This window comes from Neptunomonas marina (assembly GCF_004005935.1).
Taxonomy (GTDB): domain Bacteria; phylum Pseudomonadota; class Gammaproteobacteria; order Pseudomonadales; family Balneatricaceae; genus Neptunomonas; species Neptunomonas marina.
The window spans coordinates 659257-679862 of record NZ_SACQ01000001.1; the positions used below are offsets into that span (position 1 = coordinate 659257).

Sequence of the window (20606 nt, forward strand, 5' to 3'; positions counted from 1 at the left end):
CGATTATCGGGGCGGAAGTCCAAAGTCGCGCTAAGCTAGTACTTCCTCAGAACAAGGCTTCCGATAGAGTAGCCGGCACCAAATGAACAGATAACGCCCGTTGCTCCGCTTGAAAGGTCCTCATGGTTTAGTGCAAACGCTACGAGTGAGCCTGCAGATGCGGTATTCGCATAGCGATCTAACACGATGGGCGCTTTAGATGCATCAGCGTCGCGGCCTAAAAGCCGCTTCACAATCAGATTATTCATGTTGATATTGGCTTGATGCAGCCACCAGCGGTCTACCTTATGTGCTGACAAGTTGTGTTGCTCGATATGCGCTTCCAAATGCTGAGCAGCCATGGGACACACTTCTTTGAAAACTTTTTTGCCGTTTTGGTGAAAGAGCGCAGCTTCCTCAAATGGGTCTGTATCGCTAACACGAGCGGTATATCCGAAGTTGGAGCGGATGTTGTTTGAAAACTGCGTTTCTGCCCGTGTGCTTAAGATCTCATAGCAGTGTTCTGCGTGCGCTGTGGCTTTGCTTTCCACAACGGTTGCAGTGGCTACATCACCGAAAATAAAATGGCTCTCTCGGTCAGTATAATTCACTTGGGGTGAGGTCAGCTCAGGGTTGATCACCAACACTGCGCGTGCGGTTTCAGCTTTAATCATTTCGTAGGCACGATGTAAACCAAATGTCGCAGCTGAACACGCCACAAGCATATCGAATGCAAAGCCTTTAATGCCCAATGCGTGCTGCACCTCGATAGCGATAGCGGGATAGGCGCGCTGAGTATAGGAGCAGGAGACGATGACTGCATCGATCTCTTGTGCTGACTTGTTAGCCGCGCTAAGCGCTTTTTTGGCGGCATCAAGCGCAATCTCGGCCTGATGGGATAGCTGGTCATCGCTTCTAGCCGCAATCTTTGGGCGCATACGATTTACGTCTAGCGTGCCCTCTTTGCAATAGGTATAGCGGCTTTTAATACCTGATGCTTTCTCGATAAACTCAGCACTCGATAGGGCTTTGGGCTCGCAAAGGCCTTGTGCAATTTGCTTGGCGTTGTGCTCATTAAACTGAGTGGCCCATGCGTTATATGCATCGACGAGCTCCGTGTTGCTGATGCTAAATGGCGGCGTCCATACCCCTACACCACTAATGACAACTGACATATCTACATCCTAGTCAGGCGCGTTGCCTAACATTTAAATTTTGAACTTGGAAACGGTCGCTTGTAGCTTACTACCTTGCTGGTGCAGGCTGCTCGCCTCAGCTTTAATACGTTGCGAATCTTCGGAAACAGCACGGCCAATGGCGCTAAAGCGCTGCACTTCTTCGGAGAGCTGTGATACCTGCGTACCCGCTTGCTCCGTTTCGACTGCGACCAGGTGGCTCTCTTCACTCAGTGCCAGAATGTTTTGGCGAATATCGTTCAAACTCGCCACCATCTGTTGCCCGAGTTCTACCGATTGGGATGCTTGGTCTCGGCCAGTTTGCATGGAACCAACTGCACCATTCACGGAAGCAACCAGTGCTTCCAGCATCTGATTGATCTCAATAGTTGATTGGCGTGTGCGCGTTGCCAAGGTGCGGACCTCATCTGCCACAACAGCAAAGCCCCGGCCCGACTCACCTGCGCGTGCCGCTTCAATGGCTGCATTGAGTGCTAGTAGATTCGTTTGCTCCGCGATCTCTGCAATTGTGCTGACCACGTTGCCCACGTTGGAGCTCGTTTCATGCAAGCGCATCAGCTCTTCAGCGGAGCTTTCGACATCTTGAGCTAGGCGGCCAATACTTTCGGATGTGCGATGCATCGCTTGCGAGCTGACCTCAACGCTCTCTGCACTCTCTTGCGCTGCGCGTGCTGCATCTTCGGAGCGCCCCACTTGGGCAGCGATGTGTTGCTCTAGATGCGTCATGGTGTTGACGAGCTCTTCGATCTTTGTGGTCATCATATCGATCTGCTGGTCTGATGTTTCGGCCGTTGTGCTCAGTGTTGATACCGATTGCTGTGTATTACCAGCCGCTTGCTGTACGTCGCGCAGGGCTGAACTGAGCGAGCTGAGTAACGCATTTAGCTGTTTGCTGGTATCGCCAATCTCATCGTTTGTCAGCACTTTGGCTTGATGCGTTAGATCATAATGTGTGGCTACATTCGCCAGGTCACCAGATAAAGCCAGAATAGGGCGAGATACAAACTTTTTCGTCAACAGCGCAGCAACGAACAGCGTAGCTAATACAAGCAGAACCAATAAAACAGCCATGTTGAGTTGCTGGTCGAGGCGCTCGGATATGGCGTGCCCGCGCGATGACGCTTCGGTTTTAATCATCTCAGAAAGTTTGCTGACCTGCTGAGTGATCTGGCGCTCGTTCTGTGACATCTCTTGCAGAACTTGGCGCGCGCGATCCCAATCAATCGACGACGCAGACATAACATCACCTAATTGAGCCAGTGAGCGTTGGTTTTGGTCGATGGCGCTGCGTAAGGGGCGCACTTGTGACACATCGCTCACAACGAGGTCGGATAGGAGTGCTTCGAGTTGTTGAGAGTTGGCGGAGATCTCGCTGCGGTACTGATCGATTGTTAACGTCGTTCCGTAAAGTTGATAGGCGCTAATCTGGCTATCACGGATCGCCAAGTTGATGTCGTTGGTTGTATTGAGCGCTGGGAGGTTTTGATCTGTTAGCGCGTCTACATCGACTTTAATGGCACTACTCGAGCGATAAAGCAGCAGTGATGCTAATACAGCCAGTAACAGTATGACGATATACCCGGCGATGGCTTTAGAGGCTAGCTTGAGTTTCATGTCGAATTCTCTTGGAAAAAGTTAGTATCAGGATAGCTCAAAAAACACACTTCTTTGCTATCTCTCTAAAATATAACGATTTTCGTTTAACGGACGAGGGTGAATAACATACTGCGGGGTTTTCCTGTTCTGATATATACTGAGCCGCAGTTCAAACTAACGGCCACCGAGGAGTTTATGCAAGAAGCACTATATGACGTTGTGATCGTTGGCGGCGGGATGGTTGGCGGGACATTAGCGGTGTCTCTCGGCAAAGCTGGTTTGCGCGTGGCGGTGATTGAACGCCAGTTGCCAGAACCGTTCGATCATAGCCAATCTCACGATCTGCGCGTATCTGCATTGAGCGTTGCGTCGGAGCTAATTTTGCGTGACCTAGGTGTTTGGAATGGTGTTCTTGCTCGCCGTGCTTGCCCTTATCGACGCTTAAAAACTTGGGAGCAAAACGAGCAGCTGGCAGCAACTGAATTTGATGCAGCGGATATCGATGGGCACGATCATTTAGGGCACATCGTCGAGAACCGGGTGCTGCAGCTTGCTTTGCTGGATCAGCTAAGAGAGCTCTCGAGCGTTGATCTGTATATCAGTTCTGACTACGAGTTAGATTTTGCGCCCGGCAGCAGTGTTATTCGCCTCACAAATGGAAAAACACTGGTGGGCAGTCTCGTTGTTGCCGCAGACGGTGGCGAGTCCAAGGTTCGTCAGTTGGTTGGAATTGGCACACATAAGTGGGATTACGAGCAGCAGGCTTTGGTCGCTTCGGTTGAGGTTGCCGGTGAGCAACAGGATATTACGTGGCAGCAGTTCAGGGCGGCAGGCCCATTAGCTTTCCTACCGCTATCCGGCTCTAGCGCTTCGCTGGTTTGGTATGACTCGCCTGAAAACGTTAAAGCACTGGCTGCGCTTGATGAACAGGCATTCATTGCCGCTGTGGAGCAAGAGTTTCCTGAAGTGCTGCCTAAGGTTACTAAAGTGTATGGCAAAGGGTTTTTCCCACTGCGCCGCCAGCATGCACAAGACTACGGTAAGCCTGGCGTTGTGCTTGTTGGCGATGCCGCACATATGATACATCCGCTAGCAGGGCAGGGGGTCAATATCGGGCTGCTTGATGCTGCCGAGCTTGCGGATGTTATTCTGACCTGTCACCGGCAAGGTGTACTGTTGGAGTCTGAAGCGCTGGTTGCTCGTTACGAAAAACGCCGCCGCCGTCATAACCTCATGATGATGACGGTTATGGATATGTTCTATCGGACATTTAGTAATGATCTGGCACCCATCAAACTGATCCGAAATATCGGGTTGGGTGTTGCTGGGCGGCTTGGGCCTGCGAAACGTCAAGTCATGCGTTTCGCCCTTGGCCTAGATGGCTGGGGTGTTGGTGGAGCTAATAAAAAGCAGCAATAAAAAAGCCGCACGTTGTGCGGCTTAAGGCAGTTTTGCGTTCGGACAACAAAAAAACCGAACGCAAAGTAAAAAATTAGGCAGCAGACGCTTTGCGTGCTGTTTTCGCAGCAGGCTTTTCAGCAGGTTTTGCTGCGGCAGTCATCGCTTCAGTTGTCTCTTGAACTTTAGCTTGTGCTGCTTGAAACATCTGTGTCACTTCTTGCAGTGCTGGCGCTTCAGATAGATCGCTCATGCTCTGCTCCGCGAGTACAGTAAGTTTCTCTTTTGCTTCAACCATTGCCGCAATCTCTTGCTCGGCAACGTTGGTCAGCTTAGCGTCTAGCTCTTTGAAGTAGCTCATTTGAAGTTCTAGCGCGTCTTTAGGTGCTTTGACTTCTGTTAGTGCTTTCATCTGATTGACGCCTGAGTTGAACAGGTCAGAAACGTATTCAGTGTGCAGAGCAACGAGCTTTTCTGCTGTCGCTTTATTGATCTCAACAGCGTCGTTGAATGGTTTCATCTTCTCTTGAACGTCTTTCATCATATCTTGGTACATGGTGTTTTCCTCGGTCAGCAGCGTTTATGTTGCAGTGCAACACTTGGATTAAATATAGGAGGTTGGTAAAAAACTGTCAATAGCTATTTTGTGCGCTGCACAATGGATCTGGCTATCTTTAGTCGAACCCCAACTTCTTATAATACTGGGGCTGAAAGGGCGCAGCATAACTCCGCGTTTGGCTAATGCTGCGTATGCGTATTAAACAGTTCATGAGAAGCTTTCGAGGCGATGAATTCGTGGTCTCGAATGGTTAGAATAACCGCTACACTGCCTGTACGCGCTGCGCGAATTCACATAGTGCCTGCAGCTTATGACATCTGTATGAAAAGGATAGTTAACTTATGACCCAACCAAACAGCCACGCCAGCTTTGAGTTTATTCGTTCTGAGCATATCGACTCATTGAATGTGGACGTTGCCGAGTATCGCCATCGAGTGACTGGGGCTATGCACTATCACATCGCAGCAGACCAAGACGAGAACGTTTTCTTGGTTGCATTTCGCACAGTACCTCAAGACTCAACAGGTGTAGCGCACATTCTTGAGCATACTGCGTTATGCGGGAGTGAAAAGTATCCGGTACGCGACCCCTTCTTCATGATGACACGGCGTTCACTGAATACCTTCATGAACGCCTTCACAAGTTCAGACTGGACGGCATACCCCTTTGCTAGCCAAAACCGCAAAGACTACTTCAACCTGCTAGACGTCTATCTGGATGCTGCTTTTTTCTCGCGCTTGGATCCGCTGGATTTTGCACAAGAGGGGCACCGCGTTGAGTTTGCGGAGCCGAGCAACCGTGATAGTGACCTCGTCTATAAAGGTGTGGTTCTTAATGAGATGAAAGGTGCCATGAGCTCGCCCGTCTCGACGCTATGGCAAACGGTGACTAAACACCTATTCCCGACCACCACTTACCACCACAACAGCGGTGGTGATCCTGATTCGATAACAGATCTTAGCTATCAAGAGTTGCTCGACTTTTATGGCTCGCACTACCACCCGAGCAATGCCGTCTTTATGACCTTTGGTAATATCGCGGTTGAGGAGCTGCAGCAGCGTTTCGAAGCGCAAGCGTTAAGTCGTTTTGAGGCGTTAGAGCAGTGTATCGAAGTGCCTGATGAGAAACGTTTCTTCTCGCCCGTACGTGTTGAGGAAGGTTACGCACTGGATGAAGAGGATACCAGCGCTAAAACTCACCATGTACTGGCGTGGCTGTTAGGCCAGTCGATCGACCTGAAAGCGCAGTTAAAGGCGCACCTGTTATCGCGTGTCTTGCTCGACAATAGCGCGAGCCCGCTGCGCGCTGCGCTGGAATCTTCTGAGTTAGCTAGCGCGCCATCACCGTTGTGTGGCCTTGAAGACTCCAACCGCGAGATGTCTTTTATGTGTGGCCTAGAAGGTAGCGAGCCTGAACATGCGGCAGCATTCGAACAGCTGGTTTTTGATACCCTACAGTGTGTTGCTGAAGAGGGCGTGCCGCAAGAGATGGTTGAGGCGCAGTTGCATCAGTTGGAGTTGGGGCAACGTGAAATCAGTGGTGATGGCTACCCTTACGGTTTGAATCTCATTATGGCGTCGGTTTCGTCGGCGATTCATCGGGGTGATCCTATCGCTTTGCTCAATCTGGATCCTGTCATTGAAGAGCTGCGCGAAGAGGTACGTTCTGGTGACTTTATCCCGAATATGATTCGTGAGCAGTTGCTGGAAAATCCACACTTTGTGCGTTTAACGCTGCGCCCAGACAATCAGATGAGTGCGCGTAAGGACGCAGCCGAACAAGCGCGCCTTGCGAAGATTAAAGAAGGCCTTTCAGATGATGAGGCGGCTTTCGTGGTCGAACAAGCACAGCGACTAGAGGAGCGTCAAAACCAAGACGATGACGAATCAATCTTACCTAAAGTGACGTTAGCTGATGTACCGGCAGATATGCATGTGCCTGAAAGCCAGACCTTAGCCACAAAAGAGGGTGATCTCGATTGGTATGGCCAAGGCACCAACGGCTTGGTTTATCAGCAAGTCATTATCGATATGCCGGCGCTGACTGATGATGAGCTGCAACTATTGCCACTCTTTAGTTTTTGCCTGACGGAGCTTGGCTGTGCCGACCGCACCTACCAAGAGAACCAACAATATCAAGCACAAGTGACGGGTGGTCTGAGTGCGTTCTCTACGCTGCGCGGTGCGACCGATGATGAGCAAAATGTGAAGGGCTTCTTTGTTATCTCGGGTAAAGCGTTGGTCAAAAATGCGGCAGCGCTGACCGGGTTGATACACGAAACATTGCATAGTGCTCGCTTTGACGAACTAAGCCGTATCCGCGAGATCATCTCGCAGCAGCGCAGTCGTAAAGAGCAGAGCATCACAGGGCAAGGCCATTCGCTTGCGATTATGGCGGCGGCTGCCGGCTTCAGCCCTGCTGCGGCGTTGGCACAAAAGTCTCGCGGCCTGGCGAGTCTGCAGTTTATCAAAGCGCTGGATCAGTCCTTACAAGATGAGAAAGCCCTAGCGGCGCTTGCTGAGCAGTTGAAAACGATTCATAGCAAAGTACGCCAAGCGAATAAGCGCTTCCTGTTGGTGGGAGAGCCGGAGCAGCAAGCGTTGCTCGTGAATGAGCTCTCAGAACAGTGGCAAGCACCCGCCGAGGGCGCATCACCTCTGACGCTGCCTGCAACGCGTACGCCAGTGAAGCAACTTTGGGTTACCAGTACTCAGGTGAGCTTCTGTGCAAAAGCGTATCCAACAGTTCCCGTTGATCACGCGGATGCGGCGCCATTAACGGTGTTAGGGGATTTCTTGCGCAATGGTTTCCTGCACCGTGCGATACGTGAACAAGGTGGAGCTTATGGTTCGGGTGCGGGACAAGATAGCGGTGATGCGGTGTTCCGTTTCTTCTCCTATCGTGATCCACGACTCACAGAAACATGGGACGACTTTGATAGCTCGGTGCCATGGTTGCTCGATAGCGATCATGATGCTGCTAAGCTCGAAGAGGCTATTCTTGGCGTTGTAAGCTCGATGGATAAACCCGCCTCGCCAGCCGGTGAGGCAAAGAGCGCCTATCACAGCGCGCTATTTGGGCGCACCGCGGAGCAGCGCCGCGAGTTTAGAGCACGTATTTTGGCAGTGACACTGGCGGACCTAAAACGCGTGGCTCAGACCTACCTAACGAGTAGTGAGGCAAGCTTTGCTGCGGTAACTAATACTGAAAAAGCAGCCACGGTTGGCGATGACTTTGAGGTTATCAACCTGTAAGCTAGCGCCAGCTTTGGAAAGAGCACCTTAAGGTGCTCTTTTTCGTTTCGGATAGGACGCAATGTTTAAGGATAACCCGTTTTATAAAGGCGCGGCGCTGATCTTGGTGTCTGAGCTATTTTTGGTGCTCTCTGGCATGTCTATCAAACAGGTGAGTGCTGAGCTACCCACGGAAATGACGGTGTTTATCCGCAACCTGTTCGGTGTGATTTTATTGCTGCCCTGGTTAGCAAAAAACGGAGCTGATGCGCTAAAAACATCGTTGCTGCGCTTTCACCTTATGCGTGCTGCAGTGGGTGTGACAGCGATGACGTGCCTGTTTTACTCGTGGGGGCATCTGCCGTTAGCGCAAGCGGCGCTGTTAAAGCAAACCGCGCCCTTCTTTATCCCGTTTATTGCGATGCTGTGGCTGGGTGAGCGCGTGACTCGCGCCGCGAAGCTGGCCATTGTTGTGGGCTTTGCTGGCGTCTATGCGGTACTCAACCCCCAAGACGGGACGCTAAATATCGCTGTGCTCATCGCCGTTTTTGGAGCCATGTTGGGTGGGCTCGCAAAGGTCACGATCCGCCGCATGTCGGCTACGGAGAGCCCGCAACGCATCGTTTTCTACTTTGGCTTCTTTAGCGCTATTTTTGCGGCAGTCCCTGCAGCTTTAGTCTGGGTGACGCCCTCGTTAGCACAGTTCGGCTGGCTGGTTGCGTTGGCTGTTACCTCCACCTCAGCTCAGCTGCTGTTGAGCAAAGGCTATAGCTATGCACCGGCAGGCCAGCTCGGCCCCTTTACCTACGGGTCGGTGGCATTGGCTGCGCTATTTGGCTGGCTCTTTTGGGATGAGTTGTTAGATTGGAACACCTTTTTGGGGGTGGTGCTAATTATCGCTGCTGGCATTATCACCTTGCGAGGATCAACAACGTCTGAGCCCGGGGCTACACCGGCGAAAAGCTAGTGCGATTCAGCGCGGCGCTGCCGCTTTTGTGTTACTGTTCCGTTACGAATTTGTGACGGAACACCTTCATGTTTAAGCGGCTTAAAATCTCCTCTATTTTCTCTTTAATCGCCTTCGCTATCTTTCTGGCATTACTTTATTTTTCCATCGATTATCGCATTCTAGAGCTCAACGAAACTTTTAGCGCCACAATTGGCTGCGATGGATGTTTTAAGCGAAGTATCGCACTGCATGACCTGCTGTTCTTTGGCGTTGTTTTGCTATTGACCGCTTTGTCTTTCGTGATTCGGGTTTGGTTTGTTTCAATCGCGTTGCGATTACTGTCTAGCGTTTTATTGATTGGTTATTGGGCTGATGTCTTTATTATGCGCGAGTTTTTCACCCGCCTGAACCTAGCGGATGTGAAGCGCTATGGGACCGAGCCGAGTCTTGTGTTGAGACACATCGAAAATACGGGGCTCTTAGAAATTTACGGGCCTTACACCGCCCTGATGATTGCAGGGGCGACGTTTGCGTTATTGATGCCGGCGCGAGGATTTTCGAGTCTCTATAAACTGGCGTGCGTGTTCGCCTTGGTGATGATCGGTGCGAGCTTCTTTGTTAAACCAACCTCGTATGTGCACGACTGGGGGTTGGTGAACTATGTGCAATCCAACATGGCCGCAGGCGTTTCCGAGCCGTATTCAACGGAACGGGAGGTGATCAGTCTTGCTGAGCACAACAAAGCAAGGACGCAACTAGCGTGTCGAGGAGAGAGCCCCATGGCTGGCAAGAATATTATCTTGCTAATTTTGGAGTCTTGGTCGCCTTATCAAAGTGAGCTGCTGAGCGGGATCCGAGATTGGACGCCACACCTTGACAAGTTGGCGAAAGATAACACCTACTTTACGCAGATGTACGCGAGCGGGTTCTCCACCAACGAGGGGCTGATGTCACTGTTGGCAGGCAATGCTTTTCTATCGCCGATCAAGAGCTTTCATGCAGTGAGGCCTTTCGAAACGGCATGGAAGCAGGAGCGGACACTGCCGCTGTATTTAAGCGAAGCGGGGTATCACACTCGTTTTATCACGAACGGGAATCTTAAATTTAGTCACAAAGGTAAGTGGCTTAACCATATCGGTTTTGATCAGGTAGATGGGCATGATCTGCCCCTATTTACAAACTCGGGTCAACGCCGCCTGCACTTTGATGCTGTGCCTGATGCATTGCTGTATGAAGCGGCGTTGCAACATGCCCGTAGTGCCGATCAGCCATACTTTATGGTGCTTGAAAACGTTTCGACTCATCATCCGTATATCCAACCAGAGACCCTAGAACGCAGCCAAGAGCTGGTATTCCGTTATATGGATAATACGGTTGCAAACTTCTATGAAGCGCTAGAGGGAATTAACTTCTTTGAGAACGGCGTGTTAATGATCGTGAGTGATCACCGGGCGATGATCCCTATGACCAAGCACGAGATTGATATCTTCGGGCGCGCCGCTGCATCACGGATTCCGGCAATTATAGTGGAGAAAGGGCGAGCGCCAACACGTATCGATAGACCGGTGCATCAGTCTGATTTGGTTACCTCGTTCGCAGCTTGTAATAGCGACTCGCCGAGGAGTTGGTTTCATGAAAAGGGTGATCAGGATGCCTGTCTTTTTCATGCAAGAGGAGATAGCCGCGATGTCATCGATGTCTTCTGTCCGGCAGGGCATGGGTCGATTGTGTTAGCGGGGGAGAACAGTCGTTTTCGCGATAGTGAAGGGTTATCAGAAGACATGAAACAAGCGCTGCTGGACGAGGTTGCTTACAAGCGCATCGTAGGTGATTATCAGCATGCTAAATATCTCGAAAGCCGTTGATTTAAAATGTTAAGTCAATGGCCGAATCGGTTATTGATTGCAAAACATAGGCGAAAAACAATAGTCTCATAAGATGTGGGTTGTCGGGATGGCAGCCCGCACGCCACTATAAAAACAACTAGGGTAGAGACAATGCAGACTAAAATACTTCCGCCAACGGATAATGCTTATCAGTATCAACTGCTTATAAAAAGTCTATTGCTATCTGGGGCGCGCTACGAACCTGATCGTGAAATCGTTTATAGCGATGTGATGCGCTACAACTATCGCACACTCAACAAGCGTATCGCTAAGCTGGCCAATGTACTATCGGAAGCTGGCGTGCAAGCGGGTGATACCGTTGCGGTAATGGATTGGGATAGCCATCGCTACCTGGAAGCCTACTTTGCTGTTCCCATGATTGGAGCAGTGCTTCACCACGTTAATATTCGCCTTAGCCCTGATCAAATTCTTTACACGATGAACCACGCAGAAGATGACTATGTTTTGGTTCACGATGATTTTCTAGCACTGGCAGAGCCTTTAGCTGACCAAATGCCATCCGTCAAAGGCTGGATACAGCTGACGGATCAAGATAGCGCCGCTAGCACGTCACTGCCAACGCTGGGAGAGTACGAAGCACTGCTTGGCGCGGCCTCTGATCAATATGATTTCCCTGATTTTGACGAAAATTCAGTGGCAACAACATTCTATACTACCGGTACGACTGGAAACCCGAAGGGCGTTTGCTTTACGCATCGCCAATTGGTTTTGCACACGCTAACCATGGCATCAACGCTGGGTAACTATGAAGGGCAGCCGCTGCTGCGCTCTGAAGATGTATATATGCCCATGACACCGATGTTTCATGTGCATGCGTGGGGCGTTCCCTATGTGGCAACCATGTTAGGTGTTAAGCAGGTCTACCCTGGCCGTTACGAACCGAATAAGTTGGTTCAGCTGTATCAGGACGAGCAGGTGACGTTCTCGCATGGCGTGCCGACTGTTCTGCAGATGGTTATCGATTGTGAAGCCGCAAAAACAGCTGACTTTAATGGCTGGAAAATGCTGACCGGTGGTAGTGCGCCAACGCTCGGTTTAGCCAATACCATGGCTGATTTAGGGGTGCACTTCATCACTGCATACGGAATGTCAGAGACGTGCCCAATTCTTACCATGACATATCAGCGCAAAGATGAGTTTTCCCAACCCATGCATGACCAAATGGCGCGCCGTATTCTGACCGGTGTACCGATTGGAATGGTGGACCTACAGATCATCGATCCGGCGGGCAACCCGCAACCACATGATGGCGAGGCGATGGGTGAAGTGGTTGTGCGCACACCTTGGCTGACACAAGGGTATTACCGCGAAGCAGAAAAGAGCGCTGAGCTTTGGGAAGGCGGTTGGTTGCACACCGGCGATGTGGCGTCAATTCATCCGAACGGCTCGCTAGAGATCAAGGATCGTATTAAAGACGTTATTAAAACGGGTGGTGAATGGATCTCTTCGTTAGAGCTAGAGAGCTTGATCAGCCAACATGAGAATGTTAGCCAAGTGGCTGTTGTGGGTGTGCCTGATGATCAGTGGGGCGAGCGCCCTTATGCGATGGTAGTGCCCATTGAAGGTACAGAACTTACCCACGATATGTTGAAGCAACACCTCATGCAGTATGTTGAATCTGGGCAGATCGCGAAGTGGGCAATACCTGAAAAGGTGTCGATTGTCGCCGAAATCCCTAAGACTAGTGTGGGTAAAATCAATAAAAAGCTCATTCGGGAGCAGGTAATCGCGTAAGCTTGCATATTTTTCATCCCCACCGGTGGTTTTGCGCTGGTGGGGGGTATCTGATTCTGGGACAATGGCGGGCTTAGCACACAACGTACCCGAGACTCATGAATCGTACCGCACAAGATCTTTTTTCTTATCCTCGATACTGGGCAGAATGCTTTGGCCCAGCCCCGTTTCTGCCTACAACCCGCCAAGAGATGGACCAGCTCGGTTGGGATAGCTGCGATATTATTCTCGTCACGGGTGACGCCTATGTCGATCATCCGAGTTTTGGTATGGCGGTAATGGGCCGCGTGCTCGAAGCGCAAGGCTTTCGCGTTGGTATTATCTCTCAACCTGATTGGCGCTCTACCGATGCGTTTACCGAGCTGGGTTGCCCGAATCTTTACTTTGGTGTGACAGCGGGCAACATGGACTCGATGATCAACCGCTACACTGCTGATCTTAAAGTTCGCCACGACGATGCTTATACACCGGACGGCCAAGAGGGAAAGCGTCCTGACCGAGCGGTTATCGTTTACTCACAGCGCATTCGCGAGTGCTATAAAGATGTACCGTTGGTTATCGGTGGTATTGAGGCGAGTCTGCGTCGTATTGCTCAGTACGATTACTGGAGTAATAAGGTTCGGCGCTCCGTGTTGATCGACTCCGGTGCTGACATCTTACTTTATGGTAATGCAGAGCGTGCCATCGTTGAGCTATCGCATCGTTTGGCGCAGGGTGAACCTGTGCACGCGATTGATGACCTACGAGGCACAGTGGTGCTGCGTGAGCATGTGCCCGAAGGCTTTGTTGAGGTGGATTCTTCGCGTGTTGACTGGCCCGGCCAAATTGATGCGTTAAAAAGCCCCTATGACTATGAAGGGGAAGAGAAGAAGTGCAGCACGAACCGCTCTGAAGAGGGCGCTGATGTGCAGCCGTTGCGGATCATTCCAGCACCGTTGAAGGGGCGGCAGCACCTTGATAAAGACGCGACGTATATCCGTTTACCCTCCTTTGAGAAAGTATCGAAAGATCCGGTCCTGTACGCGCACGCTTCCCGAGTACTGCACCTTGAGTCAAATCCGCACAACGCTAAAGCGCTAGTACAACGTGATGGTGGCAAAGAGATTTGGGCTAATCCACCTCCGCTACCGCTGACAACAGCAGAGATGGACAGTGTATTTGGTTTGCCCTATCAGCGTATTCCGCACCCAAGCTATGGTACACGTAAGATTCCCGCCTATGACATGATCAAGTTCTCGGTAAACATCATGCGTGGCTGTTTTGGTGGTTGTACCTTCTGCTCTATCACTGAGCATGAGGGGCGTATTATTCAAAGCCGCTCACAAGAGTCGGTGCTGAATGAGATCGAAGAGATTCGTGACAAAGTGCCGGGCTTTACGGGCATGATCTCTGATCTTGGTGGTCCAACATCTAACATGTACCACCTCAACTGCAATGATCCCGATATTCAGGCGTCTTGCCGGAAACTGTCTTGCGTCTACCCGACGATTTGTAAGAACTTGGTAACTGATCACAGCCAGACAACGGAACTTTACCGCAAAGCTCGTAAGATTGACGGCGTCCATACCGTGGCAATTGCATCAGGCCTGCGTTACGACTTAGCAGTAGAAGACCCAGAGTATGTGAAGGAGCTTGTGACTCATCATGTGGGTGGTTACCTGAAAATAGCGCCGGAGCATAGTGAAGAGGGTACGCTCTCGAAAATGATGAAACCGGGCATGGGTACTTATGACCGCTTTAAAAAGATGTTCGACAAGTACTCGAAAGAAGCGGGTAAGAAGCAGTATCTGATCCCTTACTTTATCGCTGCGCATCCAGGCTGCGAAGATGAGGATATGCTGAATCTAGCGCGCTGGCTGAAAGAGCATAAGTTCCGTGTGGATCAGGTGCAAACGTTCTATCCATCGCCAATGGCGCTAGCAACCGCGATGTATCACTCCCAGCGTAATCCGCTGAAACAAGTGAATTACAAGAGCGAAAAGCTCTATATCCCGCGCGACAGTGAGCAACGCCGTGTTCAGAAAGCGTTTTTGCGCTACCACGACGAGAAGAACTGGCCAGCCTTACGCGAGCAGCTGCAAGAGATGGGGCGGGCAGATCTGATTGGCAGTGCCGATTGGCAGCTAGTGCCAGCACAAGAGAAGCCAAAGAAAGCACAACAACGCGCTAAGCCGGCGACTCAGAAAGGTAAAGTCGCTGCCACGGCAGCGCGTATTGATCTATCTAAACGTCCAACCGCGTTGGCGCGTAAGAAAGCGGCTAAGAAGTCGACTAAGAAAGGCCAGCAGCGCAGTCCAAAGAAAATGGCGCGATAGCTTGATCACGCTGCCCGGTGCGTGCTTTGTAAGGGCGTATTGGGCGGCGAATACGCCCTTATCATAGATTAATATAGCCACATTTGTTAATTGACTAAGCAATCAGCTGGCATTAAGTTTTGCCCATCACCTGATCGTTAGTTCAGGCCCAAGGTGGCCGTTGCGCCCCGCTAACTATGATAAGAATGGATTGCATGAAACCAACACTGCTTATTGTTGAAGACTGCGAAGCAACGCGCGAACGTCTGGAAACCGCGATTGTTCAGGGAAATCAGTTTCGTTTGATCGGCTCGGTCGGCTCCTGCAAGTCAGCGGCGACGATCCTCCAAGATCGCTCTCCTGAAGTACTCCTTACCGATCTCGACCTTCCAGATGGGAACGGCGTCGAACTTATCGAGATGCTTAAGCTTCCTAATGTCCGTACCAAGCTTGCAATTGTTATCACCATCTTCGGTGATGAGGGGCATGTCATTAAAGCGCTAAGGGCTGGCGCATCAGGTTATCTGCTTAAAGATGATGATTTTATCGAAATTAACTCTGCGATTACGCAAATGCTCGAAGGCGGTTCACCCATCAGTCCGAGCATTGCACGTTATTTGCTAAAAGAGCTATCACTCGCGACATCGACGGCGGACGATCTTGAAGAGCGCCTTAGTAAGCGTGAACACGAGATACTGATGTTAGTGAGCAAGGGGTATACCTCGAAAGAGATTGGCGGAATGCTCCATGTGTCGTTTCACACGGTCAATGCGCACGTGAAGAGCATCTACAAAAAGCTTTCGGTTAGTAATCGTGCCGAAGCGATCTACGAAGCTACACGCAAAGGTATTATTTAGTCGGGTTGTTAATATGTCGGTCTCTCGCTTCTGCTCTTGCGCTGTATTGGCTCAAGCTGTTGTTGGTACGTTTACCTATTCATCATCGGTTTGGGCGGATGAGGAGCTGATTGGCGACGAGTTATTTGGCCAATTACCGGTTGTGGTCAGTGCGAGCCGCTTAAACCAATCGATCTTAAACACGCCGTCGGCGGTCACCGTTATCGATAAGCACATGATCGAGGCATCTGGGTTTACCGATATCTCTGATCTGATGCGGCTTGTACCTGGATTTAATGTGGCGAATATTAATGGCCGAGTAAAGGCGGTTAACTACCACGGTGGCGGGTGGGAATACCCTAACGGGTTGCAAGTTTTGGTCAATGGCCGCTCAACGTATCTGCCGAGCTTGTCAGTCGTCGATTGGAACAGCTTAGGTGTCCAGCTTCAGGATATCGAGCGGATTGAGGTGGTGCGCGGCCCTTCGCCATCAGCCTACGGCTCGAACTCATTTTTAGCGGCAATTAATATCATCACTATTGCGCCGGAGCTGGATGCTCGTTATGCGGTTACTGGGCGTTATGGCTCTGACGATAACGGCTATATGCTGGTGCGTGCATCGGATAATGTGGGTGTTTCGAATTACCGGATCTCTGCATCGGTCAATAAAAGCAGCGGGTATGATGGGCTTGATGATGATATCGACTATCGAACTCTGAGCTTTCATTCCCGTAGTTATCTATTTGAACAAGATACCTTGGATCTGAGCTTTGCAGTCAATCGTGGCCGCTCGGATCCTATGCCCGATAACCTGCTAGAAACGCGCAAGAATCGTTTGACGAGCTGGTTTGGGCAATTGCAATGGCAGCGGCCATTGTCTAAACAAGGAGCGCTAACGTTTAACCTGTATCACAACGTGCACCTTGAAGACGATGCTGCTGATAGCAACCCGATTGGTGCAGCAGCAGGTTTATCAAGCGACGTGTTCCAAAGTCTGTTTGGTACGGATAATCAGATTATTCACTACGGTATCGAAGCGAACAAAAGCGTGAAGTCGGATGCTGAACTGCAGTACAGCTGGATTAACGAGCAGGGCTTACAGTTTATCGCAGGGGGAGCGGTTCGCTATGATCGGTTAAAAGGCTCCTACTATGCAGGCATTGAGGAGGAGCATTCGGGTATCAGCTACCGTGCGTTCGGTAATATGCAGTCCCCCCTTGGTGATCGCCTTACGCTCAATCTCGGTGCGCTTTGGGAGAAAGATGAAGGTCGGCACGATTATTTCTCGCCACGCGCCAGCCTTAATTGGGAGTTGACCAAGCAGCAGTCGATCCGCTTGTCCGCGGCGCGCGCTTATCGTTTGCCATCGCTGCTAGAGCGCAACGGCGACTGGGATGTTGCGTTAGACAATGGCGTGGTGATTGATAAGCTGTATCGAAATAACCCGGATCTGCGCGCTGAGAAGATCGATAATATTGAAGTTGGCTACCTTGGCCGCTCGATAAAATATCCGCTCAGTTGGGAGCTGAAGGCCTACCACGAGAAGCGCTCTGATTCGATTTGGTATGTGCGCGACGACTCGGTGGAGGATTTTATCGGGGACGGCGTAAAGGTCATTAGCAACGCAGCTAAATATACTGCCTCAGGCCTTGAAGGTGAGGTGATGTATCGTCCCAGCCAGCGCACGTTTATCCGCGGGCACTTCAATCTTATTGATGATAAAGCCAACTATACGGCGCGCTTCAATCCCGAACGCATAGACTCCTATGATCAGTTAGCACCGCGCAACAGCTTTGGTGTGCTGGGCTCAAAGGAGTTTGGTGATTGGCAAGTGAGTTTAGGCGTATATCATTTGGCGGCAACGCGTTGGTTAAGCCGTGGCGATAAAGTTGCCAGCCATACGCGTGTTGATGCCGCTATTTTTAGGCGTATTCCGATCTCGGCTAAACACGAACTCAAGCTGTTCGTCGCAGGACAAGCACTGAATGGTGCATACAACGAATTTCGCACAGATCAAGAAATAGAGCCGCGCTATTACATTGGCTTCACGCTAACCGAGTTCTAGATGCGCGCTCTCTATCTGCTGTTGCTCTTGATATTGTTTTGCGTGCCGCGATTAAGCCTCGCGCAGGGCCAAGTGCATCTTATTTTATCCTCGCAAAATGGCATCTTTAGTACCGTTCACGAAAAGATTAGCCAACGCGTTGCACAGCTTAATGCGCAGCTCCATATCGACGCGCATCTATTAGATCAGCCTTGGCAGCAAGGTATTGCGCCTAGCGATCTGTTGGTGGCCGTGGGTGCAAAGGCGGCAAAAGCGCTAATACATCAAAAACTTCCCAACCCGATTCTGTTTGTGTTCGTGGAATCGCCGTTGCTGGCTGATATTTTACCGCATGAAAACGCACCCTCTTGGGCAGCGGTGGTGGTTGATCAACCATTAGATCGGTTAGTTTCAGTCGCCCAGTTACTGCGTGAAAGTGAAAGTTATCGTAAGAAGATGCTCTTGGTTGTCAGTGATGATAACGATGTCATGCTTGAGCAGGTTGAGCGTTTAACCCAAAGCCAGCGCCAGAATTTAGAGGTTATCTTGATCGAAGCGGGAGAGGTGGCTGCGAAAGTCATTGAACCTGCGCTGTTCAATGCCGCTGCTGTGATAGCCGTAAAAGACAAACAAGTTTGGTCGGGTAATAATGCGCGCTGGATGCTGCGCCAAGCCTATGCATTTCAAGTACCGGTGATTGGCTACTCTAAAGCATTTCTCAAAGCTGGCGCGCTGATCTCGGCGTACTCCACGCTCGATCAGCTTGTTGATCGCTCTGCCAAAATGATCACGCAGTGGGAGAGTGCGGGTGGCTTTACCGACCCAGGTATCCACTATGCGGATTATCAAGTTGAGGTGAATAAAAGCATTGCTCGTGCCCTGCGCGTTGATGTTGATCGGTTGGAGGGTGAGCCATGATAAAGCGCTTATTCGCCTCGATTCAGAACCAATTGGTCATCAATGCCATTGCCCCGGTAGTGTTCGTTATCGTTTTGGTGACCTCTTTCATGTTGATGGATTCGTTAGATGGCCTCGAAGAGCGCACAGCGACACGCGGGAATGACCTGGTTCAGCAAGTGTCCGCCATGTCGGAGTTTTTCTTCTTCGCAGGTGATACGGATAAGCTCGAAGATGTCGCTGAGCTGATGATCAAGACCGATGGGATGGTGTCGATCACCTTCTATGATAGCGAGCGCCGCTTACTGCTGGAGCGCACGAATGCCGCGCAAGGTAGCGTTAACCGATACGAAGTACCCATCTTTTCCAAGCCAGCGGAACTGGATGATTTCGCAACGATTACTGATGACAGCACAAAGGCTGAACTCCTCGGTTATGTGAAGATAGGCCTGTCCAATAGTGCGGCAGACGAACAGCGCGTCAAAATATATCTGCGGGTGCTGATCATCGCTATTTTGGGGACGATCTTTGGAACGATTTTGGCTTTTATCTCCAGTCGTCATATCACGCGCTCCCTTTCAACCATGATGCAGGCCGCGCGGGGTATTAAAGCGAAGCAGTTTGCCGCCCGAAGTGCGGAAAATGGGCATGGTGAATTGCTAGAGTTCCAGCGCAGCTTTAACGAGATGGCCTCGGCACTTGAGCAGAACGAGAAAGACCTGCAGCAACGCATTAGTCGCGCGACGCAATCGCTGAATATTACGGTATCTGAGTTATCCAAGCGTAACCAAGAGCTGGCTGCTCAACGTCAGGAGACGATTGAGCTGGAACGATCCAAAGCGATATCGGATGAGCGCACCCGTATTATGAAAGATATGCACGATGGTATTGGTGGACAGTTGGTTGCCTCAATCGCCATGATCGAGCGGGAAAAGGAGACGGAAGTCGGGCGCAACATAGCGACGATCTTGAAAGAGTGTCTTGATGATTTCCGCCTAATTATCAACTCGTTAAATGTTAGTGCGAATGACCTTTCGGCGCTGTTGGCAGACTTTAAGTATCGTAACCAGCGCAAGCTGGCTCTGGCGGGGATCGCCTTAAACTGGCGCGTGGATAGTTGTGCTGATGACATCAACCTACAACCCCAGCAGAGTTTGCATGTGTTGCGAATCTTGCAAGAGCTTTTCACCAATATCTATAAACATGCTGGCGCATCAGAAATAGACTTTTCCGTCTATCAAGACGGCGATGATATCGTGATTAAAGTGGCCGATAACGGCCGTTTCTCAGGTTGTGGCGACGGCGTAGGGCACGGTATTAAGAACATGCAATGGCGAGCCAACGAACTAGGCGGAGAGATGGTCTTTAGTCGCTCAGAGGTGGGTGGGTGCCAAGCGCTTCTGAAGGCGCCACTGGCGCGCTAGGTTGCGATCTCTGTCACTATTATTGGTGGTTTTCAGCTGGCCACTATAACCCTGTTTGGCTATACCCGAGTTAAATACGTACCTGTTAGCCTATTCATTATCGTTAACGCATCTGCAGTTTGCATGCTGAACATCTTACCAATAGGGATATCAGCGAATGAATGGGATAAACATCGCGCTCATAGCCACCCTCCTGATGACATTTGCTACCTTCAGCGCACCGTTTAGCGCGGCGCGGGATAATATAGGTCAGCAGCACGTCGTGAAGGTGCGCGTTAAACAAACGGGCGGCACGCGCGGCGCAGGCTTGTGGGTTGAAATGTTACGAGATCAAACCGTTATTGCGCGTAAACGGACACATCAGCATGGTCAGCTAGAGCGCTTTCACATCCCTTATGATGACCATGCCTGCTCTGTTGTTTGGCTGCGTGTAACCGGCTTTGCGGGAGAGCCTCATCTTGAAAAGCTTGAGCTAACGGATGCCGCGCAAATCGATATTGTGATTGATCTGGATAAATAGCACATCGTTAGGTTGTCCATAGCAACCGCTGAGCTGCATC

The 20606-nt window shown here is 50.7% G+C and carries 14 protein-coding genes; 11 read left to right on the forward strand and 3 right to left on the reverse strand.

Features of this window, described 5'->3' with window-relative positions; all coding sequences use genetic code 11:
* Positions 1-35: 35 nt before the first annotated feature.
* Both EOE65_RS03090 and EOE65_RS03095 read right to left on the reverse strand, forming a co-directional pair.
* Positions 36-1154: a beta-ketoacyl-ACP synthase III gene (locus EOE65_RS03090; RefSeq protein WP_127692823.1), complete on the reverse strand. Its 1119-nt coding sequence runs from the start codon at positions 1152-1154 to the stop codon at positions 36-38.
* A 33-nt stretch (positions 1155-1187) separates the two neighbouring features.
* Positions 1188-2789: a methyl-accepting chemotaxis protein gene (locus EOE65_RS03095; RefSeq protein WP_127692824.1), complete on the reverse strand. Its 1602-nt coding sequence runs from the start codon at positions 2787-2789 to the stop codon at positions 1188-1190.
* Between the two features lie 177 nt (positions 2790-2966).
* Here EOE65_RS03095 and EOE65_RS03100 point away from each other — a divergent pair, with 177 nt between their 5' ends.
* The gene (locus EOE65_RS03100; protein WP_127692825.1) at positions 2967-4190 is read left to right on the forward strand and encodes an FAD-dependent oxidoreductase; all 1224 of its coding nucleotides are present in this window, start codon (positions 2967-2969) and stop codon (positions 4188-4190) included.
* A gap of 73 nt (positions 4191-4263) precedes the next feature.
* Here EOE65_RS03100 and EOE65_RS03105 read toward each other — a convergent pair whose 3' ends face one another.
* Positions 4264-4725 carry a phasin family protein gene (locus EOE65_RS03105; protein ID WP_127692826.1) on the reverse strand — a complete coding sequence of 154 codons (462 nt, stop codon included), beginning with the start codon at positions 4723-4725 and terminating at the stop codon, positions 4264-4266.
* 344 nt (positions 4726-5069) lie between these two features.
* Here EOE65_RS03105 and EOE65_RS03110 point away from each other — a divergent pair, with 344 nt between their 5' ends.
* The 10 genes from EOE65_RS03110 (at position 5070) to EOE65_RS03155 (ending at position 20566) form a co-directional block, all read left to right on the forward strand.
* Positions 5070-7982, forward strand: coding sequence for an insulinase family protein (locus tag EOE65_RS03110; RefSeq protein WP_127692827.1), 2913 nt, complete (start codon positions 5070-5072; stop codon positions 7980-7982).
* Between the two features lie 61 nt (positions 7983-8043).
* Entirely contained in the window at positions 8044-8928 is an 885-nt protein-coding gene (locus EOE65_RS03115; protein ID WP_127692828.1) for a DMT family transporter, read from the forward strand.
* A 68-nt stretch (positions 8929-8996) separates the two neighbouring features.
* On the forward strand, positions 8997-10775 hold the full coding sequence (locus EOE65_RS03120; protein WP_127692829.1) for an LTA synthase family protein: 1779 nt from the start codon (positions 8997-8999) through the stop codon (positions 10773-10775).
* A gap of 132 nt (positions 10776-10907) precedes the next feature.
* Positions 10908-12551, forward strand: a complete 1644-nt coding sequence (locus EOE65_RS03125; protein WP_127692830.1) for a fatty acid--CoA ligase — start codon at positions 10908-10910, stop codon at positions 12549-12551.
* Positions 12552-12649: 98 nt separating this feature from the next.
* The gene (locus EOE65_RS03130; protein ID WP_127692831.1) at positions 12650-14866 is read left to right on the forward strand and encodes a YgiQ family radical SAM protein; all 2217 of its coding nucleotides are present in this window, start codon (positions 12650-12652) and stop codon (positions 14864-14866) included.
* A 194-nt stretch (positions 14867-15060) separates the two neighbouring features.
* A complete protein-coding gene (locus EOE65_RS03135) occupies positions 15061-15702 on the forward strand; it encodes a LuxR C-terminal-related transcriptional regulator (RefSeq protein WP_127692832.1) in 642 nt (213 codons plus the stop codon).
* 13 nt (positions 15703-15715) lie between these two features.
* Positions 15716-17746, forward strand: a complete 2031-nt coding sequence (locus EOE65_RS03140; protein WP_127692833.1) for a TonB-dependent receptor plug domain-containing protein — start codon at positions 15716-15718, stop codon at positions 17744-17746.
* On the forward strand, positions 17747-18643 hold the full coding sequence (locus EOE65_RS03145) for an ABC transporter substrate binding protein (RefSeq protein ID WP_127692834.1): 897 nt from the start codon (positions 17747-17749) through the stop codon (positions 18641-18643). It begins immediately after the preceding gene.
* Positions 18640-20046, forward strand: coding sequence for a sensor histidine kinase (locus EOE65_RS03150; RefSeq protein ID WP_127692835.1), 1407 nt, complete (start codon positions 18640-18642; stop codon positions 20044-20046). The genes EOE65_RS03145 and EOE65_RS03150 overlap by 4 nt, the downstream gene beginning before the upstream one ends.
* 157 nt (positions 20047-20203) lie before the next feature.
* Positions 20204-20566 carry a hypothetical protein gene (locus tag EOE65_RS03155; protein WP_127692836.1) on the forward strand — a complete coding sequence of 121 codons (363 nt, stop codon included), beginning with the start codon at positions 20204-20206 and terminating at the stop codon, positions 20564-20566.
* The last annotated feature ends 40 nt before the right edge of the window (positions 20567-20606 follow it).

What these genes read in the sequence shown, in the direction of transcription:
- EOE65_RS03090 (WP_127692823.1), bottom strand. Translation starts at nt 1,154, where the DNA reads ATGTCAGTTGTCATTAGTGGTGTAGGGGTATGGACGCCGCCATTTAGC.
- EOE65_RS03095 (WP_127692824.1), bottom strand. Translation starts at nt 2,789, where the DNA reads ATGAAACTCAAGCTAGCCTCTAAAGCCATCGCCGGGTATATCGTCATA.
- EOE65_RS03100 (WP_127692825.1), top strand. Translation starts at nt 2,967, where the DNA reads ATGCAAGAAGCACTATATGACGTTGTGATCGTTGGCGGCGGGATGGTT.
- EOE65_RS03105 (WP_127692826.1), bottom strand. Translation starts at nt 4,725, where the DNA reads ATGTACCAAGATATGATGAAAGACGTTCAAGAGAAGATGAAACCATTC.
- EOE65_RS03110 (WP_127692827.1), top strand. Translation starts at nt 5,070, where the DNA reads ATGACCCAACCAAACAGCCACGCCAGCTTTGAGTTTATTCGTTCTGAG.
- EOE65_RS03115 (WP_127692828.1), top strand. Translation starts at nt 8,044, where the DNA reads ATGTTTAAGGATAACCCGTTTTATAAAGGCGCGGCGCTGATCTTGGTG.
- EOE65_RS03120 (WP_127692829.1), top strand. Translation starts at nt 8,997, where the DNA reads ATGTTTAAGCGGCTTAAAATCTCCTCTATTTTCTCTTTAATCGCCTTC.
- EOE65_RS03125 (WP_127692830.1), top strand. Translation starts at nt 10,908, where the DNA reads ATGCAGACTAAAATACTTCCGCCAACGGATAATGCTTATCAGTATCAA.
- EOE65_RS03130 (WP_127692831.1), top strand. Translation starts at nt 12,650, where the DNA reads ATGAATCGTACCGCACAAGATCTTTTTTCTTATCCTCGATACTGGGCA.
- EOE65_RS03135 (WP_127692832.1), top strand. Translation starts at nt 15,061, where the DNA reads ATGAAACCAACACTGCTTATTGTTGAAGACTGCGAAGCAACGCGCGAA.
- EOE65_RS03140 (WP_127692833.1), top strand. Translation starts at nt 15,716, where the DNA reads ATGTCGGTCTCTCGCTTCTGCTCTTGCGCTGTATTGGCTCAAGCTGTT.
- EOE65_RS03145 (WP_127692834.1), top strand. Translation starts at nt 17,747, where the DNA reads ATGCGCGCTCTCTATCTGCTGTTGCTCTTGATATTGTTTTGCGTGCCG.
- EOE65_RS03150 (WP_127692835.1), top strand. Translation starts at nt 18,640, where the DNA reads ATGATAAAGCGCTTATTCGCCTCGATTCAGAACCAATTGGTCATCAAT.
- EOE65_RS03155 (WP_127692836.1), top strand. Translation starts at nt 20,204, where the DNA reads ATGAATGGGATAAACATCGCGCTCATAGCCACCCTCCTGATGACATTT.